This is a genomic window from Lentzea sp. (genome assembly GCF_035525475.1).
Classification (GTDB): Bacteria; Actinomycetota; Actinomycetes; order Mycobacteriales; family Pseudonocardiaceae; genus Lentzea.
This window is the reverse complement of the sequence record NZ_DATLEC010000235.1, coordinates 1-22,517: the sequence shown is the minus strand read 5'-3', so window position 1 is coordinate 22,517 and position 22,517 is coordinate 1. Positions and strand designations below refer to the sequence as shown.

The window sequence follows — 22,517 nt, the reverse complement described above, 5'->3', positions numbered from 1 at the left end:
ACGCGCTCCCCCCACCGTCCGTCGTGTTCGGTGAGCTCGTGAGGCAGCTGTCCTCCCCTACGTTCTACAGCCATGTGGTCGCAACGCTCCTGGCGTTGCTGATCGCCATCGGGATCGCCATCGCCATCGCGGTGCCGAGTGGACTCGTGCTCGGCAGCGTTCCCGCGGTACGTCACGCGACACGCGCTGTCATCGAGTTCCTGCGTCCCATCCCCTCCGTGGCACTGATCCCGCTCGCGCTGGTGATGCTCGGCTTCGGGCCGGAAACCAAGATCACCCTCGCGGTCTACGCGGCGTTGTGGCCGATCCTCTTCAACACCATCTACGCGCTCGACGAGCTCGACCCGCTGCAGGTCGAGACGGCGAGGGCCTTCGGCATCAGCCGGGGCGGGGTGCTCCTGAGGGTGGCCCTGCCCAGCGCGTTGCCGTTCGTCCTCACCGGAATCCGGCTCGCTGCCACCACGGCGCTGATCGTGATGGTCAGCGTCGAGATCATGGCCAGCAGCCAGATCGGCATCGGGTTCTTCATCATGGAGGCCCGCAGCGGGCCCGGCCGGATGGACCAGGTGCTCGTGGGCACCGTGGTGGCGGGCGTGATCGGCCTGCTGCTGAACAGCGGTCTCGAGCGCGTTCGCCGACGTTGGGTGGCCTGGTGACCAAGTTTCTTCAACGGTGGGCCGTCTTCGCCGGTCTTGTCGTCGTGTGGCAGGTGCTCGCCTCGTGGGGTGAAGACCCGTTCTTCCCCCCTCCCTCCGACATCGTCTCGGCGGCGTGGGAGTGGTGGGTGGTGGAGCCGGAGAACTTCACCGACAACGTCATCCCCTCGATCGTGCGGCTGCTGACGGGGTGGGCGATCGCCTCGGTCATCGGGGTCGCCCTGGGGCTGCTGCTCGGCCGCTCGGACCGGGCCATGGAGTACGCGAACCCGCTCCTGGTGTTCCTGCGCTCGATTCCCCCGCCCGCGCTGGTCCCCGTGTTCCTGCTGCTGTTCAGGACGGGCACGTCGATGCAGCTGGCCACGATCATCTTCGGCGTCGTCTGGCCGGTGCTGCTCAACAGCGTGGACGGTGCCCGTTCCGTCGATGTGACCAAAGTGGACACATCGGCCGTCTTCCAGATCCCGCGCTGGCAGTGGGTTTTCGGGGTGGTGCTCCCCGCCGCCTCGCCGAAGATCTTCGCGGGCCTGCGGGTCTCGCTCTCCCTTTCGCTGGTGCTGATGGTGATCTCCGAGCTCGTGGGCACGGACAACGGCATCGGCATGCAGCTCATGCAGGCACAGCGCGAGTTCGACTACACGCGCATGTGGGCCGGGATCGTCCTCCTGGGCGTCATCGGGTACGTACTCAACACCGCGCTGCTCGCGGTGGAACGCAGGGCATTGGCGTGGCAACCGAGGAGTCGGGATGAGCAACATGCTTGAGGTGGCCGGCCTCGGCCACACCTATGGCGACTACGAGGCCATCGGCGGCCTCACCTTCGACGTCCGAGCCGGTGAGCTGGTCTGCGTGGTGGGACCGTCCGGCTGCGGCAAGTCCACTCTGCTGCGGACGATCTCCGGCCTCATCAAGCCGACCCGCGGTGACGTGAAGCTGAACGGCTCGCACCTGGCGGTGGTGTTCCAGGACTACCAGCGTTCGCTCTTCCCGTGGCTCACGGTGCAGGGCAACGTGGAGTTCCCGCTGCGCTCCCTGCGACGTGCTGAACGTCGCAAGCGCGCCGCCGAGGCGTTGGAGTGGGTCGGACTGTCCGCCGCGGCACGCAAGCGTCCGTGGCAGCTTTCCGGTGGTATGCAGCAACGTGTGGCCATCGCGCGCGCTCTGGCGTTCCGGCCCGCGCTGCTGTTGATGGACGAGCCGTTCGCCTCGGTGGACGCGCAGACCCGATTCGAGTTGGAGGACCTGTTGCTTCGCGTGCGCCGTGAACACGACACGACCGTCCTCGTCGTCACCCACGACATCGACGAGTCGGTGTACCTGGGAGACAGGATCCTGGTCCTCAGCAGCTCTCCCGCACGGCTGGTGGCGAACCTCGAGGTCCCGCTGCCCGCCGAGCGCGACCAGGTGACCACGCGAACCGCGGACGGCTTCGTCGCGCTGCGGTCCAAGGTGGCGCGGCTGCTCAACGTCGGCAAGCCGTCGATGGACGTCGAGAAGTGGGCCGCCGCGGAGCGCGAGTCGCTGAGCGAGACCGTCTCCTCCACCTGATCCCGCGGTGAACGGGCTGGAACCTGTTCCTGGTCCGTCCGCACGCCCGCGCCGTCCGCGGACCTCCACCGCGTCCGTGAGGCGGTGGAACGAGGTCATGGCAGCTCTGGGCGGAACGGCCTGACGAAACACCCGCGTCACAACCAAGGAGATCAGCCCCGGACCCGCCGCGGTCCGGGGCTGATCTTTTGTGCGCACATAGGAGGGTGTGTGCACTGAGCGGGATCGGCGGGGTGCTCGCGCTCGGGGCAGAACGCGGGCGTCCGCCGTCAGATCCCTTGGCGTGTCGGGTGGATCAGAGGTGCAGGCCGAAGTCGTTGCCGTTGCCGATGCCGTGGTCCAGCACGTCGAGGTCGCCGACGTTGGCGATGTTCCCGATGTTGAGGTCGCCCACGACGTCGCCGACGACGTGGTGCACGTCGCCGACCTGGCCGACGTTCTGCACGACGTCGGTCACGTCCGCGACGTCCGTCACGTCGGCCACGTCGGTGATGCCCGTGACGGTCTTGACGAGCGTGTCGGCGTCCACGACGTCCTTCACCAGGAGGTCGGTGTCCAGGTCCTTCACGAGGCCGTCGGTCACGTTCTCGACGTCCACGACGTCCGTGACCGCGGAGGTCACGGGAGCCACCGTGGAGACGGTGGAGACGACGTCGGTGGCCTTGAGGACGGTGGCGTCCAGGGTGGACGACACGTCGCCCACGCCGGCGACGTCGGAGACCAGCGCGGTGACGGTGGCCGGGGAGACGATGCCCACGACGTCCGTGACGTCGCCCGCGTTGCCCGCGATCAGCTTGAGGCTGTCGACGGCGGTCAGGTCGCCCGCGGTGACCAGGACCTTGTCGAGGACGTCGATGTTCGCGACGGACGCGCTGTCGAGCACCAGGGGCAGGATCTCGTGGATGTCGACGGGCGAGATGTCACCCAGACCGGCGGCCTCGAGGGCGCCCTCGGGGTCGGCCTGGAACGCCTCACGGGCGTCGAGGTCGCCGAGCAGGTTGAGGGTGAAGTCGTGCAGCGTCTGGGTGCCCATGAAGACTCAAGCTCCTGAAGGTGGATCGGGGGGTGTCGGTGTGAACCGTATGGATGAACGACACCCCCCGGCATCGGGAGTTGGCCCCAGATCGTGACGGTGCGAGGTCCCTAGGGGGTTAGAGCCACCCGTTAGGGGACGGGGGATTTCACTCTTATGGACCGACGTAGTTCTCCGCGAACGTGGCGCGGTAGGCGGGGGACTCGGCCAGGTGCTCCAGCCGCGCCTGGGCCAACCGTCCGAAGAAGGGAGAGCTCACGTCGGTGTGGATCATGTTGACCATCCACTGCGAGAACTCCTGTGCCCGCCAGACGCGGCGCAGGCAGTCGTCCGAGTAGGTTTTGAGCCCGGTCTCGGACCCGGTGGTGTAGAAGTCGATAAGCGCACGTCCGAAGGTCGCGGCGTCGTTCATCGCGAGGTTCATGCCCTTGGCGCCCACCGGGGTGATGATGTGTGCTGCGTCACCCAGCAGGTACAGCCGGCCGTAGGACATCGGCTCCACCACATGGCTGCGCATGTCGAGCACGCGCTTTTCGATGATCTTTCCCTCGGTCAGCGTCCACGACGAGTCGTGCAACGTGAACCTCTTGTGCAGCGCTTCCCAGACCTGTTCGTCGGACCAATCATCGGCATTGGTCCCGACCGGCACCTGCAAATAGAAACGAGAAATAGTGGGCGACCGCAGCATGTGTCCGGCGAAACCGTCGGCGTGCAGCGCGTAAATGATCGCTTTAGTCGACGGAGGGGCCTCCGCGAGAATGGAGAGCCACTCGATCCCGTGCTGATGGGTGAATTCCGACAGCACCCCTTCGGGAATGGATTTCCGGCTTACACCGTGAAACCCGTCACACCCGGCGACGAAGTCCGCCGAGAGGGTCTCCCGAACGCCGTCTGCGCTGGTCCAGACCACGGAGGGCTGCGAGGACGTCAGATTCCGCAACTCCACGTCGCTGGCCGAGAACCGGATGTCACCCCCGGCGTCCAGAAATGACCCGATGAGGTCCTTGACGACTTCCTGCTGTGGGTAGACGTAGTGCTGGCGTCCTCCGTACAGGTCGCTGTACGCCACCTGGAAGGCTTGGCCGTTGACACGGAATTCACACGTTCCGTGACGGTCTGCTTCCATCAGCAAACGATCCGCCAGTCCGAGTGACTCCAGCATCGTCACGGAGCGGTGTTCCAGCACGCCTGCGCGTGCTCGTGTTTCCACATGACTGCGGCTTGCTCTTTCGAGCACCACGCAGTCGATACCTGACTGCTGGATCAGGTTTGCCAAGGTCAGACCGGCCGGCCCTGCGCCGATCACGGCCACTGAGCGCTTCAATTGGGGTTCTCCTAGCCCTAGGCCTGTTGTGCTTAGATGCTCACCGCAGGTAGTGGACTGGAACCTGCTCGTGTCGGTCAACTGGGGTCTTTTGGAGCAGCGTCATTACTCTGAGTGGTTGACCGTCGCGAATTCTCCCCCGCAACGACGACACCGCTCCGACAGGAGAGTGCTCCCGATGACTCGAAGAGTCCGCCGTATGGCCATCCGTGGCATCGCCCTAGCCACGTTGCTCGTCACAGTGGCGAGCTGTGGTGCGCTCGGCGGCAAAGAGCAGGCGCCCCCGGCCTCGAACTCGAACGGCCAGGTCGAGAAGTCCAAGATCACACTGGGCGTGATCCCGGTCATCGACGTGGCGTCGGTCCACGTGGCGATCAAGAAGGGCTACTTCAAGGCCGAGGGCCTCGAGGTGGAGCTCAAGACGATCCAGGGTGGTGCGGCGGCGATCCCCGGCCTGGTCAAGCAAGAGCTGGACATGAGCTTCGGCAACTGGGTCTCGTTCTTCGCGGCGCAGTCGAAGGACACCGCCAAGTCGGTCGAGGGCATCAAGCTCATCGCCGACGGCTACCAGGCGAAACCCGACATGTTCCTGATCTTGGCGGACGGTAGCTCGACCATCAAGTCGCCGAAGGACCTCGCGGGCAAGACCATCGGCATCAACACCTTCGCGAACATCGCCGAGCTGACGGCCAAGGCCACGCTCGAAGCCGCGAACGTCGACGTCAGCACCGTCAAGTTCAAGGAGATGGCGTTCCCGGACATGCAGGCCGCGGTCCAGAACAAGACCGTTGACGCCGCCTTCATGGTCGAGCCGTTCATCACCCGCGCCCAGCGCGCCGCCGGCCAGATCAAGGTGCTCGACGCCGCGACCGGCCCGACCGACAACATCCCGATCGCGGGCTACGCCACCACCGGCAAGTTCGCCAAGGAGAACCCCAAGACCGTCGCCGCGTTCCAGCGCGCGATGGCCAAGGGCCAGGCCGACGCCGCCGACCGTCCCACCGTCGAGCCGCTGCTCGTCGAGTACGCCAAGGTCGACAAGGAAACCGCAGGTCTCGTCCACTTCGGTGCCTACCCGACCACGCTGGACGCGACGCGGCTGCAGCGCATCGTCCAGCTGATGCAGCGCTACAAGATGCTGGACAAGGAGCTCGACGTGAAGCCGATGCTCATCCAGCCCTCCGGTAGTTGACGAACAGCGCGGGTGGCTGTGATCGGGCCGTGATCGCGGTCACCCGCGCTCCTCGTTTCCTCCGTATGAATTATTGCTTCAGGGCCGTTTAGCCGCCCACTTCAAAGTTGTTGATTCTCGAACCAGCTGTTTTGTCGTCCGAACGGCGGTATGAGAACGGTGCTTTTTACTCCAAGATCCACCAGGTTTGCAGCTATTAAACGGGGCGGGGAGTGTTGACGGTGCGCGGTCGTGAGGACCAGCGAGGCATCGACCGGTTCCGCCTACGCAACTGGCGGTTGCGGAGCAAGCTCGCGGTTGTGTTGCTAGTTCCGGCTCTGAGCACCGCGACTCTCGCGGGCCTGCGCCTGAACACCCAGCTCGACGACGTCGAACTCTTCGACACCGTCCAGCGCGAGCTCGCGGTCAGCCACCAGGCGGCGAAGGTGGAGAACGCGCTGCAGGTCGAGCGCGACTGGGCCGTGCAATGTGTGGCCGCAGGCAGGCAGAACGCGTGCCCCGAGCACGCGGCCCGCACTGGGCTCACGGACACGGCACTGGGCAGTTATCGGGACTCGGGCGCGACGGCCACGGCCTTGAGCGCGCCCCTTCAGGAGTCGTTCACGAAGTCGCTCGAGTCCCTCGACGGACTGGCGAGCTTGCGTGTCACGCTGCTGAGCACGAAGTACCCCGACATCGCCGTTGTCGGTGCGTACAACCAGATCATCGCGCAGCTCGGCCAGGTGCACCGCGCCGCGGTGTCGAGCCTGAGCGAGCCGGAGATCGTTCCGCTGGTCTCCGCGGCGCAGGCGCTGTACAACGCGCAGGAGCAGCTCGGCCAGCAGAACTCGATCCTGGTGTCCACCGCGCTGCGCAAGGGCTTCGCGCCCGGTGCGTCGGACGAGCTGCGGTCCGCGCAGTCCCGTCTGGACGCCGCGTTCACCGAGTTCAACGACGCGGCGTCGGTGGTCAACCAGCAGAAGTTCCAGGACACCGTGTCCGGTTCGGCCGTGGACGGCCGCAACCGGCTCGTGAAGCTCGCACTCGCGCAGGACGCGGAGAGCGAGCCGGTGACCATCACGGACGCCGAGGTCCTCAGGATCGGTCAGGACACCGCGAACCTGGTTCGCGAGGTCGCGACCGACCTGGAGAACCAGGCTGACGCGACGACCACCCGCCTGGCCGACCAGGCCCGCTCGGACGCCTGGCGCGACGCCGGCCTGGTCGCGATCTCGCTGCTGCTCGCGTTCGGCCTCATGGCGATGGTCGCGCAGTCGATGCTGCGGCCGCTGCGCGTTCTGCGCCGCAGCGCCCTCGACGTCGCGCGCAACCAGCTGCCGGAAGCCATTCGACGCATTCGTTCGCACCGCGAGCCGGAACGGGCCGCGGAGGAGGCGATCGTCCCGGTGCCCATCAACACGACCGAAGAGGTCGGCCAGGTGGCGCGGGCGTTCGACCTCGTGCAGCGCGAAGCGGTTCGCCTCGCCGTCGAGCAGGTGGCACTGCGCGCGAACGTCAACGACATGTTCATCAACCTGTCGCGGCGCTCGCAGGCGTTGGTGGAGCGGCAGATCAGCGTGATCGACCGGCTCGAGCAGGACGAGCAGGACCCGGACCACCTGGCGTCGCTGTTCGAGCTCGACCACCTCGCGACGCAGATGCGGCGCAACAGCGAGAACCTCCTGGTCCTCTCCGGCACGACGGTCAACCGCCGCGTCACCCGGCCCGTCGCGATCGCCGAGGTGCTCGGCGCCGCGGTGTCCGAGGTCGAGAAGTACGCGCGCGTCCAGATCGCTCCGACGCCGGAGCTGATGGTGCAGGGACGCGTGGTCAACGACCTCGCGCACCTCGTCGCCGAGCTGCTCGACAACGCGACGGCGTTCTCCAAGCCGACCACCAAGGTCACCGTGCGCACGATCGAGACCCGCAGGGGCGAGGTCGCGATCCGCATCCACGACCGCGGTGTCGGCATCCAGGAGGACGAGGTCTCCGAGTTCAACGCGAAGCTCGCCGAGCCGCCGGAGGTCGACGTCTCCGTCGCCCGCGAGATGGGCCTGTACGTGGTCGGCCAGCTCGCGAAGCGCCACGAGATCCGCGTGACGCTGGCGAACAACGACGACATCGAGGGCGGTGTCACCGCCCAGGTGATCCTGCCGGTCTCGTTGCTGCACAAGGGTTCCGCGCCCGCGCTGCCGCTGCCCGTCGCGGCACCGGCGATCGCGCAGGGTGCCGAGACCACCGGCGAGGGCCTGTCCGGTGTGCCGAAGTGGACGCCGGAGCACCCCGTCGTGCTGTCGTCGCCCGCCACGACGGACGAGAACTCCGGCCGGCACCGCATCGAGCAGACGTCCGCGGACGGCCTGTTCACCGCGCGGATCGAGGCGGACGAGAAGGCCGCGGAGGCCGCGTACTCCTACGAACCGCCCGTCGAACGCCCCGCCGAGCCGAACGACCCGGCCACCGAGATCTTCCCGGCCGTCGTGATCGACGACGACGAGCCGCTGATCTCGTCCGACGCGCTGTCGCGCTGGTTCCAGACCCCCGCGGCCGAGGAACCGACCGTCATCGCGCGACAGCCCGTCAGGGACGTTCCGGCGGCGGAGCCGGCGCGTGCGGAGGAAGAGCCGGAACCGGCCACGGTGAACGGCCTGCCCAAGCGGCAGCGGTCAGCCGAGACCGTGAAGACCGAGGCACCGACGGCGGTGCCCCGCGCGGTCGCCGACTTCGCCGACTCCGAGTGGGGTGCGGCGGACGAGGGGTGGCGTGCCGCCGGCGCGCTCGGCTCCGGCGAAACCGCGCAGACGACGGAGAACGGCCTGCCCAAGCGCGTTCCGAAGGCACGCCTGGTGCCAGGATCGCTCCCCAGCCCGTCGTCACCCGCACCCCAGCTGGCGACCGCCGCGGCACTGCCCGCACGGTCCGCCGACAGGTTGCGTCAGCGGTTCGCCACGTACCAGAAGGGTGTCCAGATGGGCCGTGAGTCGCTCTTCGACTCGGCCGTCGGAGGCATCCCCGTGATCGCAGAAAGGGAACGCCAGTGACCACCGCGACTGAGGAACTGGACAACTTCAGCTGGCTGGTCGAGGACTTCGTCAGCAGGGTCGCCGGTGTCGCGCACGCGATCGTCGTCTCGGCGGACGGACTCCTGCTCGCTTCGTCCGACCGCCTGCCGCACGACCGTGCGGAACAGCTCGCGGCCGTATCTTCCGGCCTGGTTTCGCTGAACCTCGGCGCGGCGCGCTGCTTCGAAGCGGGTGAGGTGAAGCAGACTGTCGTCGAGATGGAACGGGGTTACCTCTTCCTGATGTCCATCAGCGACGGGTCGTGCCTCGCCGTGCTCGCCGCGCCGAACTGCGACATCGGGCTCATCGGTTACGCGATGACCCGGCTCGTGGAGCGGGTCGGCCTCCAGCTCACGCCGGAGATCCGCGCCCAGCTGCACGTTTCCATGCGGGCCTGAGAGTTGAAGAGCAGAAGGAAGTTCCCATGAGCAACGGTGCTCCGGGTCGTCCGGGGTCACCTGGTGCCGACCTCACCGCGATGTCGGCGAAGATCGTCGTCGCCGGCGGCTTCGGCGTCGGCAAGACGACGTTCGTCGGCTCGGTCTCCGAGATCACCCCGCTGACCACCGAGGCCGTCATGACCCAGGCCTCGGTGGGGGTCGACGACCTGTCCATGGTCCCCGACAAGGTCACCACCACGGTGGCCATGGACTTCGGCAGGGTGTCGCTGGACTCCGACCTGATCCTGTACCTGTTCGGCACGCCCGGCCAGCACCGGTTCTGGTTCATGTGGGACGACCTGGTGCGCGGCGCGATCGGCGCCGTCGTCATGGTCGACACCCGCAGGATCGACGAGGCGTTCGCGCCCATCGACTTCTTCGAGGACCGCGACCTGCCCTACGTGATCGCGGTGAACTGCTTCGACGGCCTCATGCACCACCGGGCGGAGGAGATCCGCGACGCGCTGACGATCCCGTCGTCGGTGCCGATCATCCCGTGCGACGCGCGGAACCGGCAGTCGACGAAGCAGATCCTCATCGCTCTGGTGGAACACGCTCTGCGCCAGCCGTCGTTCGCCTAGCCCGCCTCATCCCGTTGACGCCCTCCGGACCATCAGGTCCGGAGGGCGTCAACAGTTATGCCCGCGCTCCGGTGGCGGCGCGAGGCAGTGCGAACATCGTCGGTAGGGGACGTTTCCGCTCTCCACGGGCATGATCCGCGGTCCTCGCGCGCTGATGACCTACGAAGTCTCTTGACCGTGCCAGCGCCGCTTCACACTTGACTCTTCTTGTGCGCCAACGCCTCAGCGATACAGTCGGGGTGCAATTACCCTGCATTGCGAGGAGATCCCTGTGTTCCTGCGCAAAACCATCGCTGTGCTGGCCACCGGCGCCGCCCTGTCTCTGGGCGTCGTGGGCACCGCACAGGCTGCGACCACCCTCACCTACAACTCGACGGGCGCCGCGGAGTACGCGGCCGAGATCGACGCCGGTGCTCAGGTGTGGAACACCAACGTGCGGAACGTCCGTCTGGTGAAGACCACGGGCCGTGCGAACATCACCATCGTGTCCGACCCCGGCTGGCCGCGGGCGCAACCGACGACGCTCGGCAACGGCAAGATCTGGATCGGCAAGCAGGCCGTGGACCAGGGCTACCACAAGGTCCGGATCGCGGCTCACGAGATCGGCCACATCCTGGGCCTGCCGGACGTGAAGCCCGGCCCGTGCTCCAGCCTGATGTCGGGCTCGACGGGCGGTGTCTCGTGCACCAACGTCAACCCGAACGCGTCGGAGAAGTCGCGTGTCGAGCGGAACTTCGCCGGCACCGCCAAGGCTGACCTCGGCTCCGTCGAGGACGCCGCCTAGGTGACCTGGGAGTGGTTGTGGCCTTCCTGCGGGCCACAACCACTCACGGCGACACCACCAGGTCCACACCGAGAGCCCGGAGCTCGTCCGGGTCGCCGGGACCGCCGATCACGTGCACGCCCGCCGACCGCAGCAGCGGCACCATGAGCGACAACCCCTGGCGTGCCAGCCTTTCCGGCGGTGGCTGCGCCAGCCGGACACCCCACACCGGACTGCGGTCCACAGTGGACAGACCGGCGAACCCGCCGCCGAACTCGTGCAGCAGCACGTGCACGCCCATGTCGTGCAGCACCTCGAGGTTCTCCTCGCCGTCGGGCATCGCCCGCACGTCCAGCGCCAGGAAGAGCGACGACGCCGGCAACGCGCAGTCCCGCAGGACCGACCGCACGTGCGCCGCGAGGTCCGGGTCGCGGGACAGGTCCCCGGACAACCGGATCAGCACCGGCTCGCCGCGCGCACACGCCTCCTGCAACACCATCCGGCCCAGGCGCGACGCCAGCCCGAGGGCGTCGGCGTGGGCGATGACCTCGTCGTGCCCCGACGCGCCCCACCGCAGCGAGGCCTCGACGAAGGCGGACGAGCCGGAGACCCACGACACCGGCGTGAACTCCACGGAGATCTCGCCGTTCTCGAAGGCTCCCGGCATCGCCGCGATCCGCGCGAACCGGGCGCGGTCGACGGCGTCCGCCTCGTGGTCGTAGATGCCCCACTGCCTCTTGCCGCCGGTCTCGGCCCGCCGCAGCGTCGAGTGCGCTCTGCGCAGCACGGTCGTCGGGTCCACACCGGGACCCGCCACGTGCACGAAGCCGATCGACGTCGACACCGCGACGCCCGCGTCCTCCAGGTACACCGGCTCCGACAGCTCCTCGTCGATCATCGCCGCCAGTGCCGCGACGTCGGGCGAACCGTGGATCAGCACCACGAACTCGTCGCCGCCGACCCGCGCGACCACGGCGTCCGGGAGCGCCGCCCGCAACCGCCGCGCGACCTCGACCAGCACGGCATCGCCCGCCACGTAACCGAGTCCGTCGTTGACGATCGTGAGGCTGTCGACGTCCAGGTACCCCAGCGTGTGCGGCTCGCCCGTGGCGAGCGCCGACTCCAGCTTGTCGGTGAACGAGGCGCGGTTCGGCAGTCCGGTCAGCAGGTCCGTCAACGACTGGTGCCGCAGCCACTCCCGCAGCATGCGCTGCTCGGTCACGTCCTCGATCAGCGCCACGTGGAACTTCGGCAGCCCGTCGGACCCGCGCAGCACGGACAGCACGACGTTCGCCCACACCGTGTCGCCGTTGTCGCGCGTGAGCTCCCACTCGCGGCGGTCGCTGTCCACAGAGGACGCGATCATCCGCTCGCAGGCCGCGGCCAGCGCGGCGGCGTCCGCCTCGGCGAACAGCTCCTTCGGCATCTCCTCGTACCCGAGGATGGCGGCGAGGGCCTCGTTCGCCTCGACGACGGCGCCGTGCAGGTCGAAGATCGCGATGCCCACCGCGGTCGACGCGAAGACCTGGGCGAACCGGGCCTCGCTGTCGTGCAGGTCGCGGCGCGCGTCCTCGACGGCCTTCAGCAGCGCGTTCTTGACCTTCTCCTGCTGCGCGAACAGCTGGTCGCGCGTCGCCCGCACGTACCCGGCCGCGAGCTCGCCCAGCACGCCGGGGGAGATCTCGCCCGACAGGACCTCGATCGTCCGCCACAGCGACTCGGGCCCGGTGAAGCGCTTGCTGACCAACCATTCCCCGACCTCGGGCGCGTCCTGGCCCGCACGCAGCCGGGCGGCGTGCTCCTCGAGGTGCTGCGTGAGCTTCCGCCGTGACATCGGCGAGTACGCGCTCTCGATCAGAGCAGCCGCCCACCGCTGAGCGAGGGGCTTGGTGGCCATCAGGGCTTGCGGCCCACCGCGGCGTAGAGGTTGGCCTTCGACGGGTCGGTGCCGACGTCCTCGGGGGTCTCCGGGCGCCACTGCGGCGTGAACACGATGCCGGGCTCCACGATCTCCGTGCCCGCCAGCATGTCCGTCACCTGGGCGAGGGTGCGCGGTGTGATCGGCTCGGCGGTCCTGGCGAAGATCTCCGCACCGGCGGCCATGGCCGCCGGCATGCTGTCCGCGGTGAAGTGCGACAGCGCCAGGTACGAACCGGACGCGAGCGACTCGACGTAGCGCGACAACACGCCCCACGGGTCGTCGGAGTCGGGGATGAACTGGAGGACCCCCACGACCAGGAGCCCGATCGGCTGGGAGAAGTCCAGAGACCGCGAGGCCTGCTGCACCACCTTCTCCGGCTCGCGCAGGTCGGCCAGCAACGCCATCACGTCCGGCTCGCCCGCCAGCATGAGCTCGGCGTGGGTGATCGCGACCGGTTCGAAGTCGACGTACACGACCCTGGAGTCGGGGGCGACCTCGTGCGCCACCTCGTGGACGTTGCCGACGGTCGGAATGCCGGAACCGAGGTCCAGGAACTGGCGAATGCCGAGACCTGCCAGTTCCAGAACCACGCGGCGCAGGTAGGCGCGATTTCGCCGCGCCATGTCCCGCACCGGTAACACCTTGATCAGAGCCTCCGCCGTCGCGCGGTCCGCGGAGAAGTTGTGCCCGCCGCCGAGGAGGTAGTCGTAGATCCGGGCGGAACTCGGGACGTCGACGTTCACACCTTCCGGGACCCAGCTGACTCGATCGATCACAGCGGCACACACCTCTCGCGATGCGAATTCGGAGCGTGCTGACCCTACTGGCCGCAGTTGTAGGCCGAACGAGGGAATTCCGCCGTCACACGAATGTGAGTCAGAGGATGAACCAGTCGGTGCACCCGCCGGTGAACCGGAACTTCACCGGGCCGTGCGGCGGTGTTCCCATCACGAACGTCCCCAGCTCGTCGGCCACCGCCGTCTCGTGGTCGCCGTGCGGCGTCACCAGCGAGACGGACCCGGCCGCCGGCATCAGCTGACCGGTGATCCCCGCCGCCGACACCTCCACCTGCAGCATCACGCCGTCCGCGTCGAACACGAGCTGGCGCGCCGTCGACGTCGACCGCGCACGGGCGAACAGCGTGTCGTCCAGCACGGAGTCGTACGACGTGATGAGCAACAGCTCCTCGTCGATGTTCCGCCAGGTGAACGCAGCCTTGGCCGCCTCGACGAACTCCGGTGGAACGTCGTCGGGGGGTGTGCTCACCGCGTCGCGCAAGGCGTCGAGCAGTGCTTCGTCACTGTCCCAGTCGTGCCGCACCGAGCACACCTCCTCTCTGTTGTGCCGACTTCGTCCCCGAAGACCCCAGGAACGAGGCGACCGCGGGGGTCTTGCGCAGTTTCGCCAGGCAGCGGATGCGCGTCGGGCCGATGCTGCCGACCGGCATCGCGAGCTCCTCGCTCACGACCTGGTAGCTCGGCGGCGGATCGGTCATCAGCTTCGTCAGCAACCGCTTGCACTGCTCCGAGAGCTCGGCGAACCCGTCCCGCAACGCCTGCCGCCGCTCCATCGCCAGCAGGTCCGCCTCCACCTCCGCGTCCGACTGCTCCGCCTCCAGCGCGTCGGACTCGGACAATGGGTCGTAGAGGTGCGTGCGCTGCTGCACGCGCAGCACGCGCAGACACTCGTTGCGGGTGGTCGTCATGATCCAGCCGGGCAACGCCTCCGGTTCGCGCAGCCGTCCGATCTGCTCCACGAGCCGAAGCCACAGCGTCTGGTTCACGTCGGCCGCATCCGCGGGCCGGAGCCGGTGCTTGTAGATCACCGACACCACCAGTGGCGTGTAACGGTCCACGATCTCGTTCCACGCCGACTGGTCGCCCTCGGCCGCCGCGCTCACGAGCGCGGCGATCGGGGATGCAGAGGTCACGTCGACTCCTTGCGATCACAACTGGCGGAGGCCGAGGGTGCTCCCCAGATACAACTATTCGACAAAAACACCGTAGCCGGGATGGAACTCCGGGCCACTCAGAAGTTTGTCCCGCGCCTGAGCTGCGGTGATGCCGTCCGAAGCCATCGTGGCCGCGATCCGGCCGGTGACCAGCGGCGCGGCGAACGACGTGCCGTACCAGTACGCCCACAGCGCGAACGGCGTGGCGTCGCCCTCACCCGGCAGGTGCCACTCGCCCTTGAGGTAGGTCGACGCCCGGTTGCCGATCGCGCACGCGTCGACCCAGTGGCCCCAGTTCGAGTAGGACGCGGGGACGATGGAGCCGTCCGGCTTCTGCTCCGCGGCGGCGACGGCGGTGACGTCGTCCAGCGCGGCGGGCCAGCTCGGCCGTTGCGTGCCCTGGTTGCCGGCCGAGGCCACCACGACGACGCTGTCCGGCAGGGCCGCGATCGTGCGCCGCATCGGTTCGGAGGCCACGTCGTCCTCGGTGAAGCAGCCGAGCGACAGGTTGAGGACGTTGATCTTCTTGCGGCCCAGCTCGGTGATCTTGCGGCAGAGCCGTTCCTCGTCGCCGAACCCGTTGTGGTCGAGGCCGGCCTCGGGGTCGAACGTGACGCCGGGCGCCGCGTTCTGGATCACGCCCGCGACGAACGTGCCGTGCCCGCCCTGCAACGCGAAGACGTCGCCGCTGCTGTAGGCGGGGTCGACGTCGTCCGCCTCCTCGGTGTAGCGGCCGCCGAACCAGTCGGAGTGCTCGCTGGAGGCGCCGGAGGAGATGCCGGTGTCGATGATGCCGACCCGCACCTCCTTGAGGCGGCTGTCGTACTTCGGCGCGGAGATCGGGTCGGCGGGGTAGGGCCGGTCGCCGGGGTTGCCCATGACGAGACCGCCGTGGCCGACGACCACGTGGTGCGGCTGCACGAGCGGCACGCGCTGGTTCGGCCAGGTGCGCTGGTCGCGCAACAGCCGGACGATCCGCGGGACGTCCTCCGGGTTCTCGGGCAGCGTCAGGCGGGCCATTCCGGCGAATCCGTCGCCCGGTCGGGTGACGATGTTGTTTTCCCGGAGCTTTTCGACGACCCGTTGTTGATCCTCGGCGCCGACGAGCAGCTGGCCGGGTCGATAAAGGAATTCACGCCCGCGTTCGGCGTGGAAGCTGATGGTCTTGTCCTCGGCGATGAGCTGCAGAAAAGCTCTTTGGTAAAGCTCCGCGCTTTCTGGCGTTTTCGACACCACGGCCTCACTAAAGCAGCGTTGACGGGCACCCCGACCGAGCTTGATCAAGCTACCACAACGGATAAAGTGTTGCTGTGACCGAATTTTCCGCGGAGGACGCGCTGGAGGCCAGGCAGCGCAACCCGCGCGAGGCCGTGGAGATGGCCCGAGCGGTCCTCCGCGCGACGGAAGACCGCTCGGAACGGTCCATCGCCGAGCGCGCGATCGGTCTCGCGCTGCGCGAGATGCACGACTTCCCCGGAGCGGCCCGGCACCTGCGCCGCTCGATCCGCATCGCCTCCGAGGCCGGCCTGCCCCGGCTGTCCGCGCTGGCGCAGATGAGTCTCGCGTGGGTGCTCGCGTACACGGGCAAGCAGAAGGCCGCGCTGACGTTGCTGGACGAGGCGATGCCGTCGCTGACCGGCGCGGACTCGGTCGCGGCCCTGATGCAACGCGGCGTCGTCTTCCACTACCTGACCCGGTACGGCAACGCCCAGCGCGACTACACCGCCGCCATCGCCGGCGCACGCCGTGTGGGGGACCAGCTGGTCGAGGCGCGCGCTTTGAACAACCGCGGCCTCGTGCGCGCGTACGTGGGCAACATCCGTGAGGCGTCGGCGGACTTCTCGCTCGCCGCTTCACTGCTGGGGGAGCTCGGTCAGGAACTCGGCGTCGCCGACGTGCACTGGAACGCGGGCATCATGGCGACCCGCGGCGGTGACGTGCCGGCCGCGCTGACGTTGTTCGACAAGGCCGAGGAGGTGTACCGCCGCCTCGACGTGATGCGCCCCGTGCTGCTGGTGAACCGCCTGGAGCTGCTCGTCTCCGTGCCGCTGCTGGACGAGGCGCGCGCCGCCGCCGACCGCGCGATCACCGAGCTGAAGGCGTTGAAGAACCCGTTGGGTGTCTCGGAGGCCCTGTACTTCCGCGCGCGGATCGCCCTGCTGGACGACGATCCCGACGCGGCCAACTCCTTCGCCGCCGAGGCACGCCGCCGGTTCCGTCGCGAGCAGCGCCTGCTGTGGGCCGCCGGTGCGCGCTACCTGGAGCTGCACGCGGCCGTTCTGCGCGGGGACCGGACGCGTCCGCTGCGGCTGGCGTTGTCGCGCGTGGCCTCCGAGCTGGACGCGATGGACTGGCGGCTGCCCGCGCTGGAGGCCAGGATCGACGCCGGTCTGGTGGCCGCGGATCTCGGCCACCGCGCTCGTGCCGACGCGGAGCTCTCGCTCGCGGCTTCTGCCCGCCTGCGAGGTCCTGCCGGGCTGCGCGTGCGCGGCTGGTACGCGGAAGCGTTGCGGCGCAAGCTTTCCGGTGATGTGCGCGGCACTTCTTCCGCTCTGCGGCGGGGGATCGGGTTGCTGGACGAGTACCGGGTGTCGCTGGGGGCCGCCGAGCTGCGCGCGTCGGCGGGAGTGCAGGGTCAGGCGTTGGCCCTGGAGGGGTTGCGGCTGGCCGTCGCCTCGGGGAACGCGGCGCGCGTGCTGTCGTGGACCGAGAGCTGGCGGGCGGGCGCCCTGCGGATGAAGTCCGTTTCACCACCGGACGATCCTCGTCTGGAGGACGCGCTGGCCTCGTTGCGCGCGGTGTCGGCCGACGTCGAGTCCGCCGTGCTGGCGGGCAGGCCCGCCGGCTCGCTGCGCGTCCAGCTGGTGCGCGCCGAGCACCGCGTCCGCGACCTGACCCGGCAGGTGTCCGGCGAGGTCTCGGTGTTCAAGCCCCCGCCGGTCGGTGCCCTGGTCTCGGCACTGGGGTCGTCGGCGCTGATCGAGTTCGTCGAGTACGACGGGTCGTTGATGGCCGTGGTGCTGGCGGGTGGCCGGGCAACGCTCCACTCCCTGGGGGCTTTGGAGGGCGCGGTCCGCGAGATCCGGTTGCTGCGCTTCGCCCTGCACCGGCTCGTGACCCTGCCCCCGAACCTGCCGAACCTCCCCGTGGCCCGTTCCTCCGCGGCGCACGCGGCTTCGTTGCTGGCCAGGCGCTTGCTGAACCCGTTGGCCCCGCGGATCGACGGGCGTCCTCTGGTCGTGGTGCCGACCGGTGCCCTGAACGGCCTGCCGTGGGCCGTTCTGAACCGCCAGGTGACGGTCGCGCCCTCGGCCTCGGTGTGGCTGCGCGCGTGCTCGGTCGCGGACGCCGCCGGTGAGCCGGTGCTGGCCGCCGGCCCTCGCATGGCCGCCGCGCCCGCCGAGATCAAGGCCATCAGCGCGCACGTGCCCGGCAGGGTCCTCGTCGACGCGGAGGCGACCGTCAGCGCCGTCGCGTCCGCAATGGACGGTGCCGCCCTGGCCCACGTCGCCGCGCATGGCTCGTTCCGCGTCGACAACCCGCTGTTCTCGGCCCTGGAACTGGCCGACGGCCCGCTGACGGTCTTCGACATCGAACGGCTGCACACCCCGCCCACCGTCGTGGTGCTGTCGGCGTGCGACACCGGCCAGTCCGCGGTCCGGCCGGGGGACGAGCTGATGGGGTTCACGGCAGCCCTGCTGGGACTGGGCACCCGGACGCTGATCGCGCCCGTCGTGCCGGTGCCGACCGACGGCACCGCGCCGGTGATGGTGGAGCTGCACCGGAAGCTCGCCGCCGGGGTGGCTCCGGCGGAGGCGTTGGCAGAGGTGCAAAGGGCCGCCTCCGACGACGCCGCGTACGCCGCCGCCGTCGGCTTCGTGTGCTTCGGCGCCGGTTAGCCGCTCACCTCGTCGTTCCCGCCGACGGCACGCCGGTACTCCTGGTGCAGCCGGCGAACCGCAGCACGTCCACCGCGGCGGGGTCGGACAGCAAGGCGGACACGGCTCCTCCGCCGGGTGTCCGGACGACGTCGGCGCCTCCGCGGACAGCGGAGCGCGGCCCGGACGTAGTCGTCGGCGTTGTCGCCCACCGGTCGGCTGATGTGCCGTGCGAACATCTCCGCGTCGTAGTCGGTTGCCTCGTCGCCTTCCGGACCCGAGTCCACGAGCGCGATCACCCCCGCTCCCAGCCCGGCCACCAGCAAAGCCGCCATCCCCAGGGCTTCATGCGCACGACGTTGCCGAGAGGCATACCGGAACGTCGGCGTTTCACTTACCGTTGCTCGCCATGACAACGAGGTCGTGGTGGGGCTGGGGCACCGTCGAGGACGCCGTCACCCCGGAAGAGCGCCGTGCGCTGGCCGACCGCGTCCGGGCGGTGCTGCCGGACGCGGACCTGACGTTCCACGAACCACCGGACCCGATGTCGCTGGACGTGCCGGAGTCCCGCATCCAGCCGCCTGGTGACCTCTACTCGACCGGCCTGATCGACCGCCTCGGTCACTCCCGCGGCCAGGCCTACCGCGACATCACCCGCAACCTGGCGGGGAAAGTCGGTCCGCTGCCGGACGCAGTAGCCCGCCCACGCACCGAACAGGACATCGTAGACGTCCTGGACTGGTGCGCTTCCAACGACGTCGCCGTGATCCCGTTCGGCGGCGGCACTTCCGTAGTCGGCGGAGTAGAACCACGCGACCTCGACCGCGCGGTGACGCTGGACCTCCAGCATCTGGACCGAGTGCTGGAGGTCGACCCGACAAGCCGCGCCGCGCGCATCCAGGCGGGTGTGCTGGGCCCATCGCTGGAGGCCCAACTCAAGCCACACCACCTGACCCTGCGGCACTTCCCGCAATCGTTCGAGTTCTCGACACTCGGCGGCTGGCTGGCCACCCGAGCCGGCGGCCACTACGCCACCCTCCACACCCACATCGACGACCTGACCGAGTCGCTGCGAGTCGTAACACCGGCAGGCGTCTCGGAGTCGCGCAGACTGCCCGGCTCGGGCGCGGGCCCGTCCCCGGACCGCCTCTTCCTTGGCTCCGAAGGCACTCTGGGCGTGATCACCGAAGCGTGGATGCGCCTTCAGTCACCACCAGTCCACCGAGCAGGGGCATCGGTGCGTTTCGCGTCCTGGGACCAAGCCGTAGAAGCAACCCGTCTGATCGCCCAGTCCGGCCTCCATCCGGCGAACTGCCGCCTGCTGGACCCGGCGGAGGCGTTCCTCAACGCAGGCTCACCACACTCAGTCCTGATCCTGGCCTTCGAGTCCGCAGACCACCCGGTAGACGCTCAACTGGCCCGAGCACTGGAACTCTGCGGCGAAGGCGAGGTAACCGAGGGCGCCTCAGCCCGTTGGCGAAAATCGTTCCTGCGCATGCCCTACCAACGCGACGCGATGGCGCAGCACGCGATGATCACCGAAACGTTCGAGACGGCCTGCACCTGGGACCGCTTCCCGACCTTGCACGCGTCGGTCACAGAGGCAGCGACCACAGCACTGCGTGAGGTGTGCGGCATCGGCATGGTCACGTGCCGCTTCACCCACGTCTACCCGGACGGCCCCGCGCCGTACTACGGCATCTACGCGCCGGGCAGATGGGGCAGCCTCACGTCCCAATGGGACGAAATCAAGGCGGCCGTGTCCGAAGCCCTGACCAACGCCGGCGGCACCATCACCCACCACCACGCAATAGGCCGCGATCACATGCCCTGGTACGAGCGCCAACGCCCAGAAGTCTTCAACACGGCCCTCTCCGCGGCAAAAGCAGCACTGGACCCCTCCGGCATCCTGAACCCAGGCGTCCTCACCACACAATCGACCGCAGGATCAACGCGGCGATGAACACCACGGTGAACGCCAGGTCCAACCCGAACCCACCGAACCGCACCGGCGGCAACACCTTGCGCACAGGCGACAACACGGGCTCGGTGATCCCGTGCGTGACCCGCCGAACCTTCCACACCCAGTCACCCCGAGCCTGGAAGGTGACAGCCCAGTCCACGATCATCCGGCCGATCATCACGAGGATGAACAGCGTCAAGAGCCAACCGAGCACCCAGCCGATCAAGCCGAACAAGATGGCCTCCTCCATGTCCTGTATGTCCATCAAGCCACAAGAACCTGAGAAGCGCCTGGCAACGCGCTGAGACGCGGTTCAGCCTGTGGCGAAGCCGACCCACCACCCGGTGAAGCCGCAGGCGAGCCGCTTTTCACCACCCCACGCCGAACCCGGGAACCTACGCAACGCCGCTAAAAACTCATGAACAAAATTCACAAAGAAGAACCCGAAAAACACGACGTTCAAAACCAAGACCACGTGATGCCACCAAGAAGGCCGAGCAGGCCGAGGCAACGTGAGTTCAAGTGCATCAAAGCAAACGGAAACATCAAGGCCCCAAGATTGGGCATGGTGGCCGAAATCTGCACCAGCTCCACCGGCAGAGCCAGGTGCAACGCCCCACCGATGAGCACCAGCACCAAGAGCGTGAACGGGTAGTAGAACCGCCGGGGATCCTCCTCGATCCGAGCCCGCAACCGAGGCGACACGGCATGCATGGCATCGGTGAAGTTCCGGACCAACGCCTCGAAGATCCCGAGCTGGGGGGAGAACAACACCAGCACGCCGACGATCAACATCAGGTAGAACAGACCCTGCCCGTACAACACCCCCAGCTGCTCAGCCGCCAAAGAGAAGCGTTCAGGGGAGTGTCCACAAAGGTCACGCCGACCGGCCGAAGCGACTGCTTGCCACCGCGCATCCCGGACAGGAACCCGACGCGATGGCCCGTCCCGTACCCCTTGTCGCGGTAGTGGTTCATCGCCTACCAGTTCAACCCGGACGCCAAAGCCGTGAAACCGGCCAGCCCACCCGACAAGCCCTCAGTTCACCAGTTCCAGCGCACGCGACACCTTGCGAGCCCCAGCCGTGATCAGGAAGGCTCGGGCCGATGACGAACTGGACGATCTGCCGCGGCCCGATCTCGCGGACCTCGAAGACCTCCTCGGGTTCCGGCAGGTCCGCCACGTCCAGCGGCGGCCTGCTCACCCCGATCTGAATCGACGACACTGTCGACCTCCCGACAACAACCTCCCGACAACACGTGCGGGGAACGGAATCCCCACCTTTCCGACGTACCGGGCAATCGGTCGACAGGTCGCGTTCACACCAGACTTTCGGACGTGTCGAGCCGCGGGTCCACTACGTAGCGTCCCCCCGGGATTTCGAGAGGGGAACGACAAGTGCGAAGAGTTCTGGCGAGCGCGGCGGCGCTCGCGCTCATCACCGCGGGCCTGGTCACACCGGCCGTCGCGGTGCCGGCGCGGCAGCCCGAGCCCCAGGTGGCGCAGCAGTCCGACGAGCAGCCGCACGAGCTGGAGGTCAAGCGCCGCGCGCTCAGGCAGCAGGCGCTGGCCGACGTGCTGACCGGCGAGGCCACGACCGAGAAGCGCGGCAGCAGCACCGTCGCGAAGGTCGGCAAGAAGCAGAAGAAGGACCAGTACGTCGAGCTGAAGCGCGAGAAGACCGACAAGATCTTCGTGATCCTCGCGGAGTTCGGCGACGAGCGGCACCCCGACTACCCTGACCGCGACACGAACCCGAACACGCCGGGGCCGCGGCGGTTCGACGGGCCGGTGCACAACCAGATCCCCGAGCCGGACCGGGCGAAGGACAACACGACGATCTGGCGCCCCGACTTCAGCCGCCAGTACTTCCAGGACCTGTACTTCTCCCGCGCGAAGGACGCCAACTCCGTCGCGAACTTCTACGACAAGCAGTCCTCCGGGCGCTACACCGTCGACGGCACCGTCACGGACTGGGTCAAGGTCCGTTACAACGAGGCCCGCTACGGCCGCAGCAACGGCTACCCGTGCGGCGACAACATCTGCAACAACTCGCGTGAGCTGATCAAGGACGCCGTCACGCAGTGGGTCGCGGACCAGCAGGCCGCCGGCAGGACCGCCGCGCAGATCAAGGCGGCGCTGGCCGAGTACGACCAGTGGGACCGCTACGACTTCGACGCCGACGGCGACTTCAACGAACCCGACGGCTACGTCGACCACTTCCAG

Annotated in this window: 21 protein-coding genes; 12 read left to right on the top strand and 9 right to left on the bottom strand. The window is 68.3% G+C overall.

The features are described 5' to 3' along the window. The first annotated feature begins 74 nt into the window (after positions 1-74). The 3 genes from VM306_RS35560 to VM306_RS35550 are packed head-to-tail and all read left to right on the top strand — an operon-like array spanning position 75 to position 2,204. Complete coding sequence (locus VM306_RS35560; protein WP_325522834.1) at positions 75-656, top strand: ABC transporter permease; 582 nt, start codon at positions 75-77, stop codon at positions 654-656. Beyond that, a complete protein-coding gene (locus tag VM306_RS35555) occupies positions 653-1,420 on the top strand; it encodes an ABC transporter permease (protein WP_325522832.1) in 768 nt (255 codons plus the stop codon). Before VM306_RS35560 ends, VM306_RS35555 begins: the two co-directional genes overlap by 4 nt. Further along, on the top strand, positions 1,404-2,204 hold the full coding sequence (locus VM306_RS35550) for an ABC transporter ATP-binding protein (protein WP_325522830.1): 801 nt from the start codon (positions 1,404-1,406) through the stop codon (positions 2,202-2,204). Before VM306_RS35555 ends, VM306_RS35550 begins: the two co-directional genes overlap by 17 nt. Before the next feature lie 295 nt (positions 2,205-2,499). Here the strand turns inward: VM306_RS35550 and VM306_RS35545 are convergent, their stop codons facing one another. Both VM306_RS35545 and VM306_RS35540 read right to left on the bottom strand, forming a co-directional pair. Beyond that, on the bottom strand, positions 2,500-3,237 hold the full coding sequence (locus VM306_RS35545; protein WP_325522828.1) for an IniB N-terminal domain-containing protein: 738 nt from the start codon (positions 3,235-3,237) through the stop codon (positions 2,500-2,502). Positions 3,238-3,391: 154 nt separating this feature from the next. Beyond that, complete coding sequence (locus VM306_RS35540; RefSeq protein ID WP_325522826.1) at positions 3,392-4,561, bottom strand: 4-hydroxybenzoate 3-monooxygenase; 1,170 nt, start codon at positions 4,559-4,561, stop codon at positions 3,392-3,394. Positions 4,562-4,760: 199 nt separating this feature from the next. Between VM306_RS35540 and VM306_RS35535 the strand changes: the two genes are divergently transcribed. The 5 genes from VM306_RS35535 (at position 4,761) to VM306_RS35515 (ending at position 10,599) form a co-directional block, all read left to right on the top strand. Then, positions 4,761-5,753: an ABC transporter substrate-binding protein gene (locus VM306_RS35535; RefSeq protein WP_325522824.1), complete on the top strand. Its 993-nt coding sequence runs from the start codon at positions 4,761-4,763 to the stop codon at positions 5,751-5,753. A gap of 299 nt (positions 5,754-6,052) precedes the next feature. Further along, positions 6,053-8,773: a nitrate- and nitrite sensing domain-containing protein gene (locus VM306_RS35530; RefSeq protein ID WP_325522822.1), complete on the top strand. Its 2,721-nt coding sequence runs from the start codon at positions 6,053-6,055 to the stop codon at positions 8,771-8,773. Further along, positions 8,770-9,192 (top strand): roadblock/LC7 domain-containing protein, encoded by a 423-nt coding sequence (locus VM306_RS35525; RefSeq protein WP_030468876.1) that lies wholly within the window; start codon positions 8,770-8,772, stop codon positions 9,190-9,192. The genes VM306_RS35530 and VM306_RS35525 overlap by 4 nt, the downstream gene beginning before the upstream one ends. Positions 9,193-9,218: 26 nt before the next feature. Then, on the top strand, positions 9,219-9,815 hold the full coding sequence (locus VM306_RS35520) for an ATP/GTP-binding protein (RefSeq protein WP_325522820.1): 597 nt from the start codon (positions 9,219-9,221) through the stop codon (positions 9,813-9,815). Positions 9,816-10,086: 271 nt separating this feature from the next. Further along, positions 10,087-10,599, top strand: coding sequence for a snapalysin family zinc-dependent metalloprotease (locus VM306_RS35515; protein ID WP_325522818.1), 513 nt, complete (start codon positions 10,087-10,089; stop codon positions 10,597-10,599). A gap of 43 nt (positions 10,600-10,642) precedes the next feature. Here the strand turns inward: VM306_RS35515 and VM306_RS35510 are convergent, their stop codons facing one another. The 5 genes from VM306_RS35510 to VM306_RS35490 all read right to left on the bottom strand — a co-directional run bounded on the left by VM306_RS35510 (position 10,643) and on the right by VM306_RS35490 (position 15,371). Next, positions 10,643-12,475: a diguanylate cyclase domain-containing protein gene (locus VM306_RS35510; protein WP_325522815.1), complete on the bottom strand. Its 1,833-nt coding sequence runs from the start codon at positions 12,473-12,475 to the stop codon at positions 10,643-10,645. Beyond that, the gene (locus VM306_RS35505) at positions 12,475-13,275 is read right to left on the bottom strand and encodes an SAM-dependent methyltransferase (RefSeq protein ID WP_325522813.1); all 801 of its coding nucleotides are present in this window, start codon (positions 13,273-13,275) and stop codon (positions 12,475-12,477) included. Before VM306_RS35505 ends, VM306_RS35510 begins: the two co-directional genes overlap by 1 nt. Positions 13,276-13,375: 100 nt before the next feature. After that, positions 13,376-13,819, bottom strand: coding sequence for a hypothetical protein (locus tag VM306_RS35500; RefSeq protein ID WP_325522811.1), 444 nt, complete (start codon positions 13,817-13,819; stop codon positions 13,376-13,378). After that, on the bottom strand, positions 13,797-14,429 hold the full coding sequence (locus VM306_RS35495) for a sigma-70 family RNA polymerase sigma factor (RefSeq protein WP_325522809.1): 633 nt from the start codon (positions 14,427-14,429) through the stop codon (positions 13,797-13,799). Before VM306_RS35495 ends, VM306_RS35500 begins: the two co-directional genes overlap by 23 nt. Before the next feature lie 54 nt (positions 14,430-14,483). Beyond that, on the bottom strand, positions 14,484-15,371 hold the full coding sequence (locus tag VM306_RS35490) for a S8 family peptidase (RefSeq protein WP_325522807.1): 888 nt from the start codon (positions 15,369-15,371) through the stop codon (positions 14,484-14,486). Between VM306_RS35490 and VM306_RS35485 the strand changes: the two genes are divergently transcribed. The 3 genes from VM306_RS35485 to VM306_RS35475 all read left to right on the top strand — a co-directional run bounded on the left by VM306_RS35485 (position 15,342) and on the right by VM306_RS35475 (position 20,291). After that, on the top strand, positions 15,342-15,764 hold the full coding sequence (locus tag VM306_RS35485) for a hypothetical protein (protein WP_325522805.1): 423 nt from the start codon (positions 15,342-15,344) through the stop codon (positions 15,762-15,764). The genes VM306_RS35490 and VM306_RS35485 overlap by 30 nt on opposite strands. Continuing rightward, the gene (locus VM306_RS35480; protein ID WP_325522804.1) at positions 15,761-18,349 is read left to right on the top strand and encodes a CHAT domain-containing protein; all 2,589 of its coding nucleotides are present in this window, start codon (positions 15,761-15,763) and stop codon (positions 18,347-18,349) included. The genes VM306_RS35485 and VM306_RS35480 overlap by 4 nt, the downstream gene beginning before the upstream one ends. Before the next feature lie 388 nt (positions 18,350-18,737). After that, complete coding sequence (locus VM306_RS35475) at positions 18,738-20,291, top strand: FAD-binding oxidoreductase (protein ID WP_325522802.1); 1,554 nt, start codon at positions 18,738-18,740, stop codon at positions 20,289-20,291. On the opposite strand, the gene VM306_RS35470 is transcribed toward VM306_RS35475, so the two are convergent. Both VM306_RS35470 and VM306_RS35465 read right to left on the bottom strand, forming a co-directional pair. Then, a complete protein-coding gene (locus VM306_RS35470; RefSeq protein WP_325522800.1) occupies positions 20,254-20,541 on the bottom strand; it encodes a YggT family protein in 288 nt (95 codons plus the stop codon). The genes VM306_RS35475 and VM306_RS35470 overlap by 38 nt on opposite strands. Before the next feature lie 209 nt (positions 20,542-20,750). Continuing rightward, complete coding sequence (locus VM306_RS35465) at positions 20,751-21,116, bottom strand: hypothetical protein (protein WP_325522798.1); 366 nt, start codon at positions 21,114-21,116, stop codon at positions 20,751-20,753. A 573-nt stretch (positions 21,117-21,689) separates the two neighbouring features. On the opposite strand from VM306_RS35465, the gene VM306_RS35460 reads away from it, so the two are divergent. Next, a partial coding sequence (locus tag VM306_RS35460; protein WP_325522796.1) for an immune inhibitor A domain-containing protein occupies positions 21,690-22,517 on the top strand: 828 nt, incomplete at its 3' end.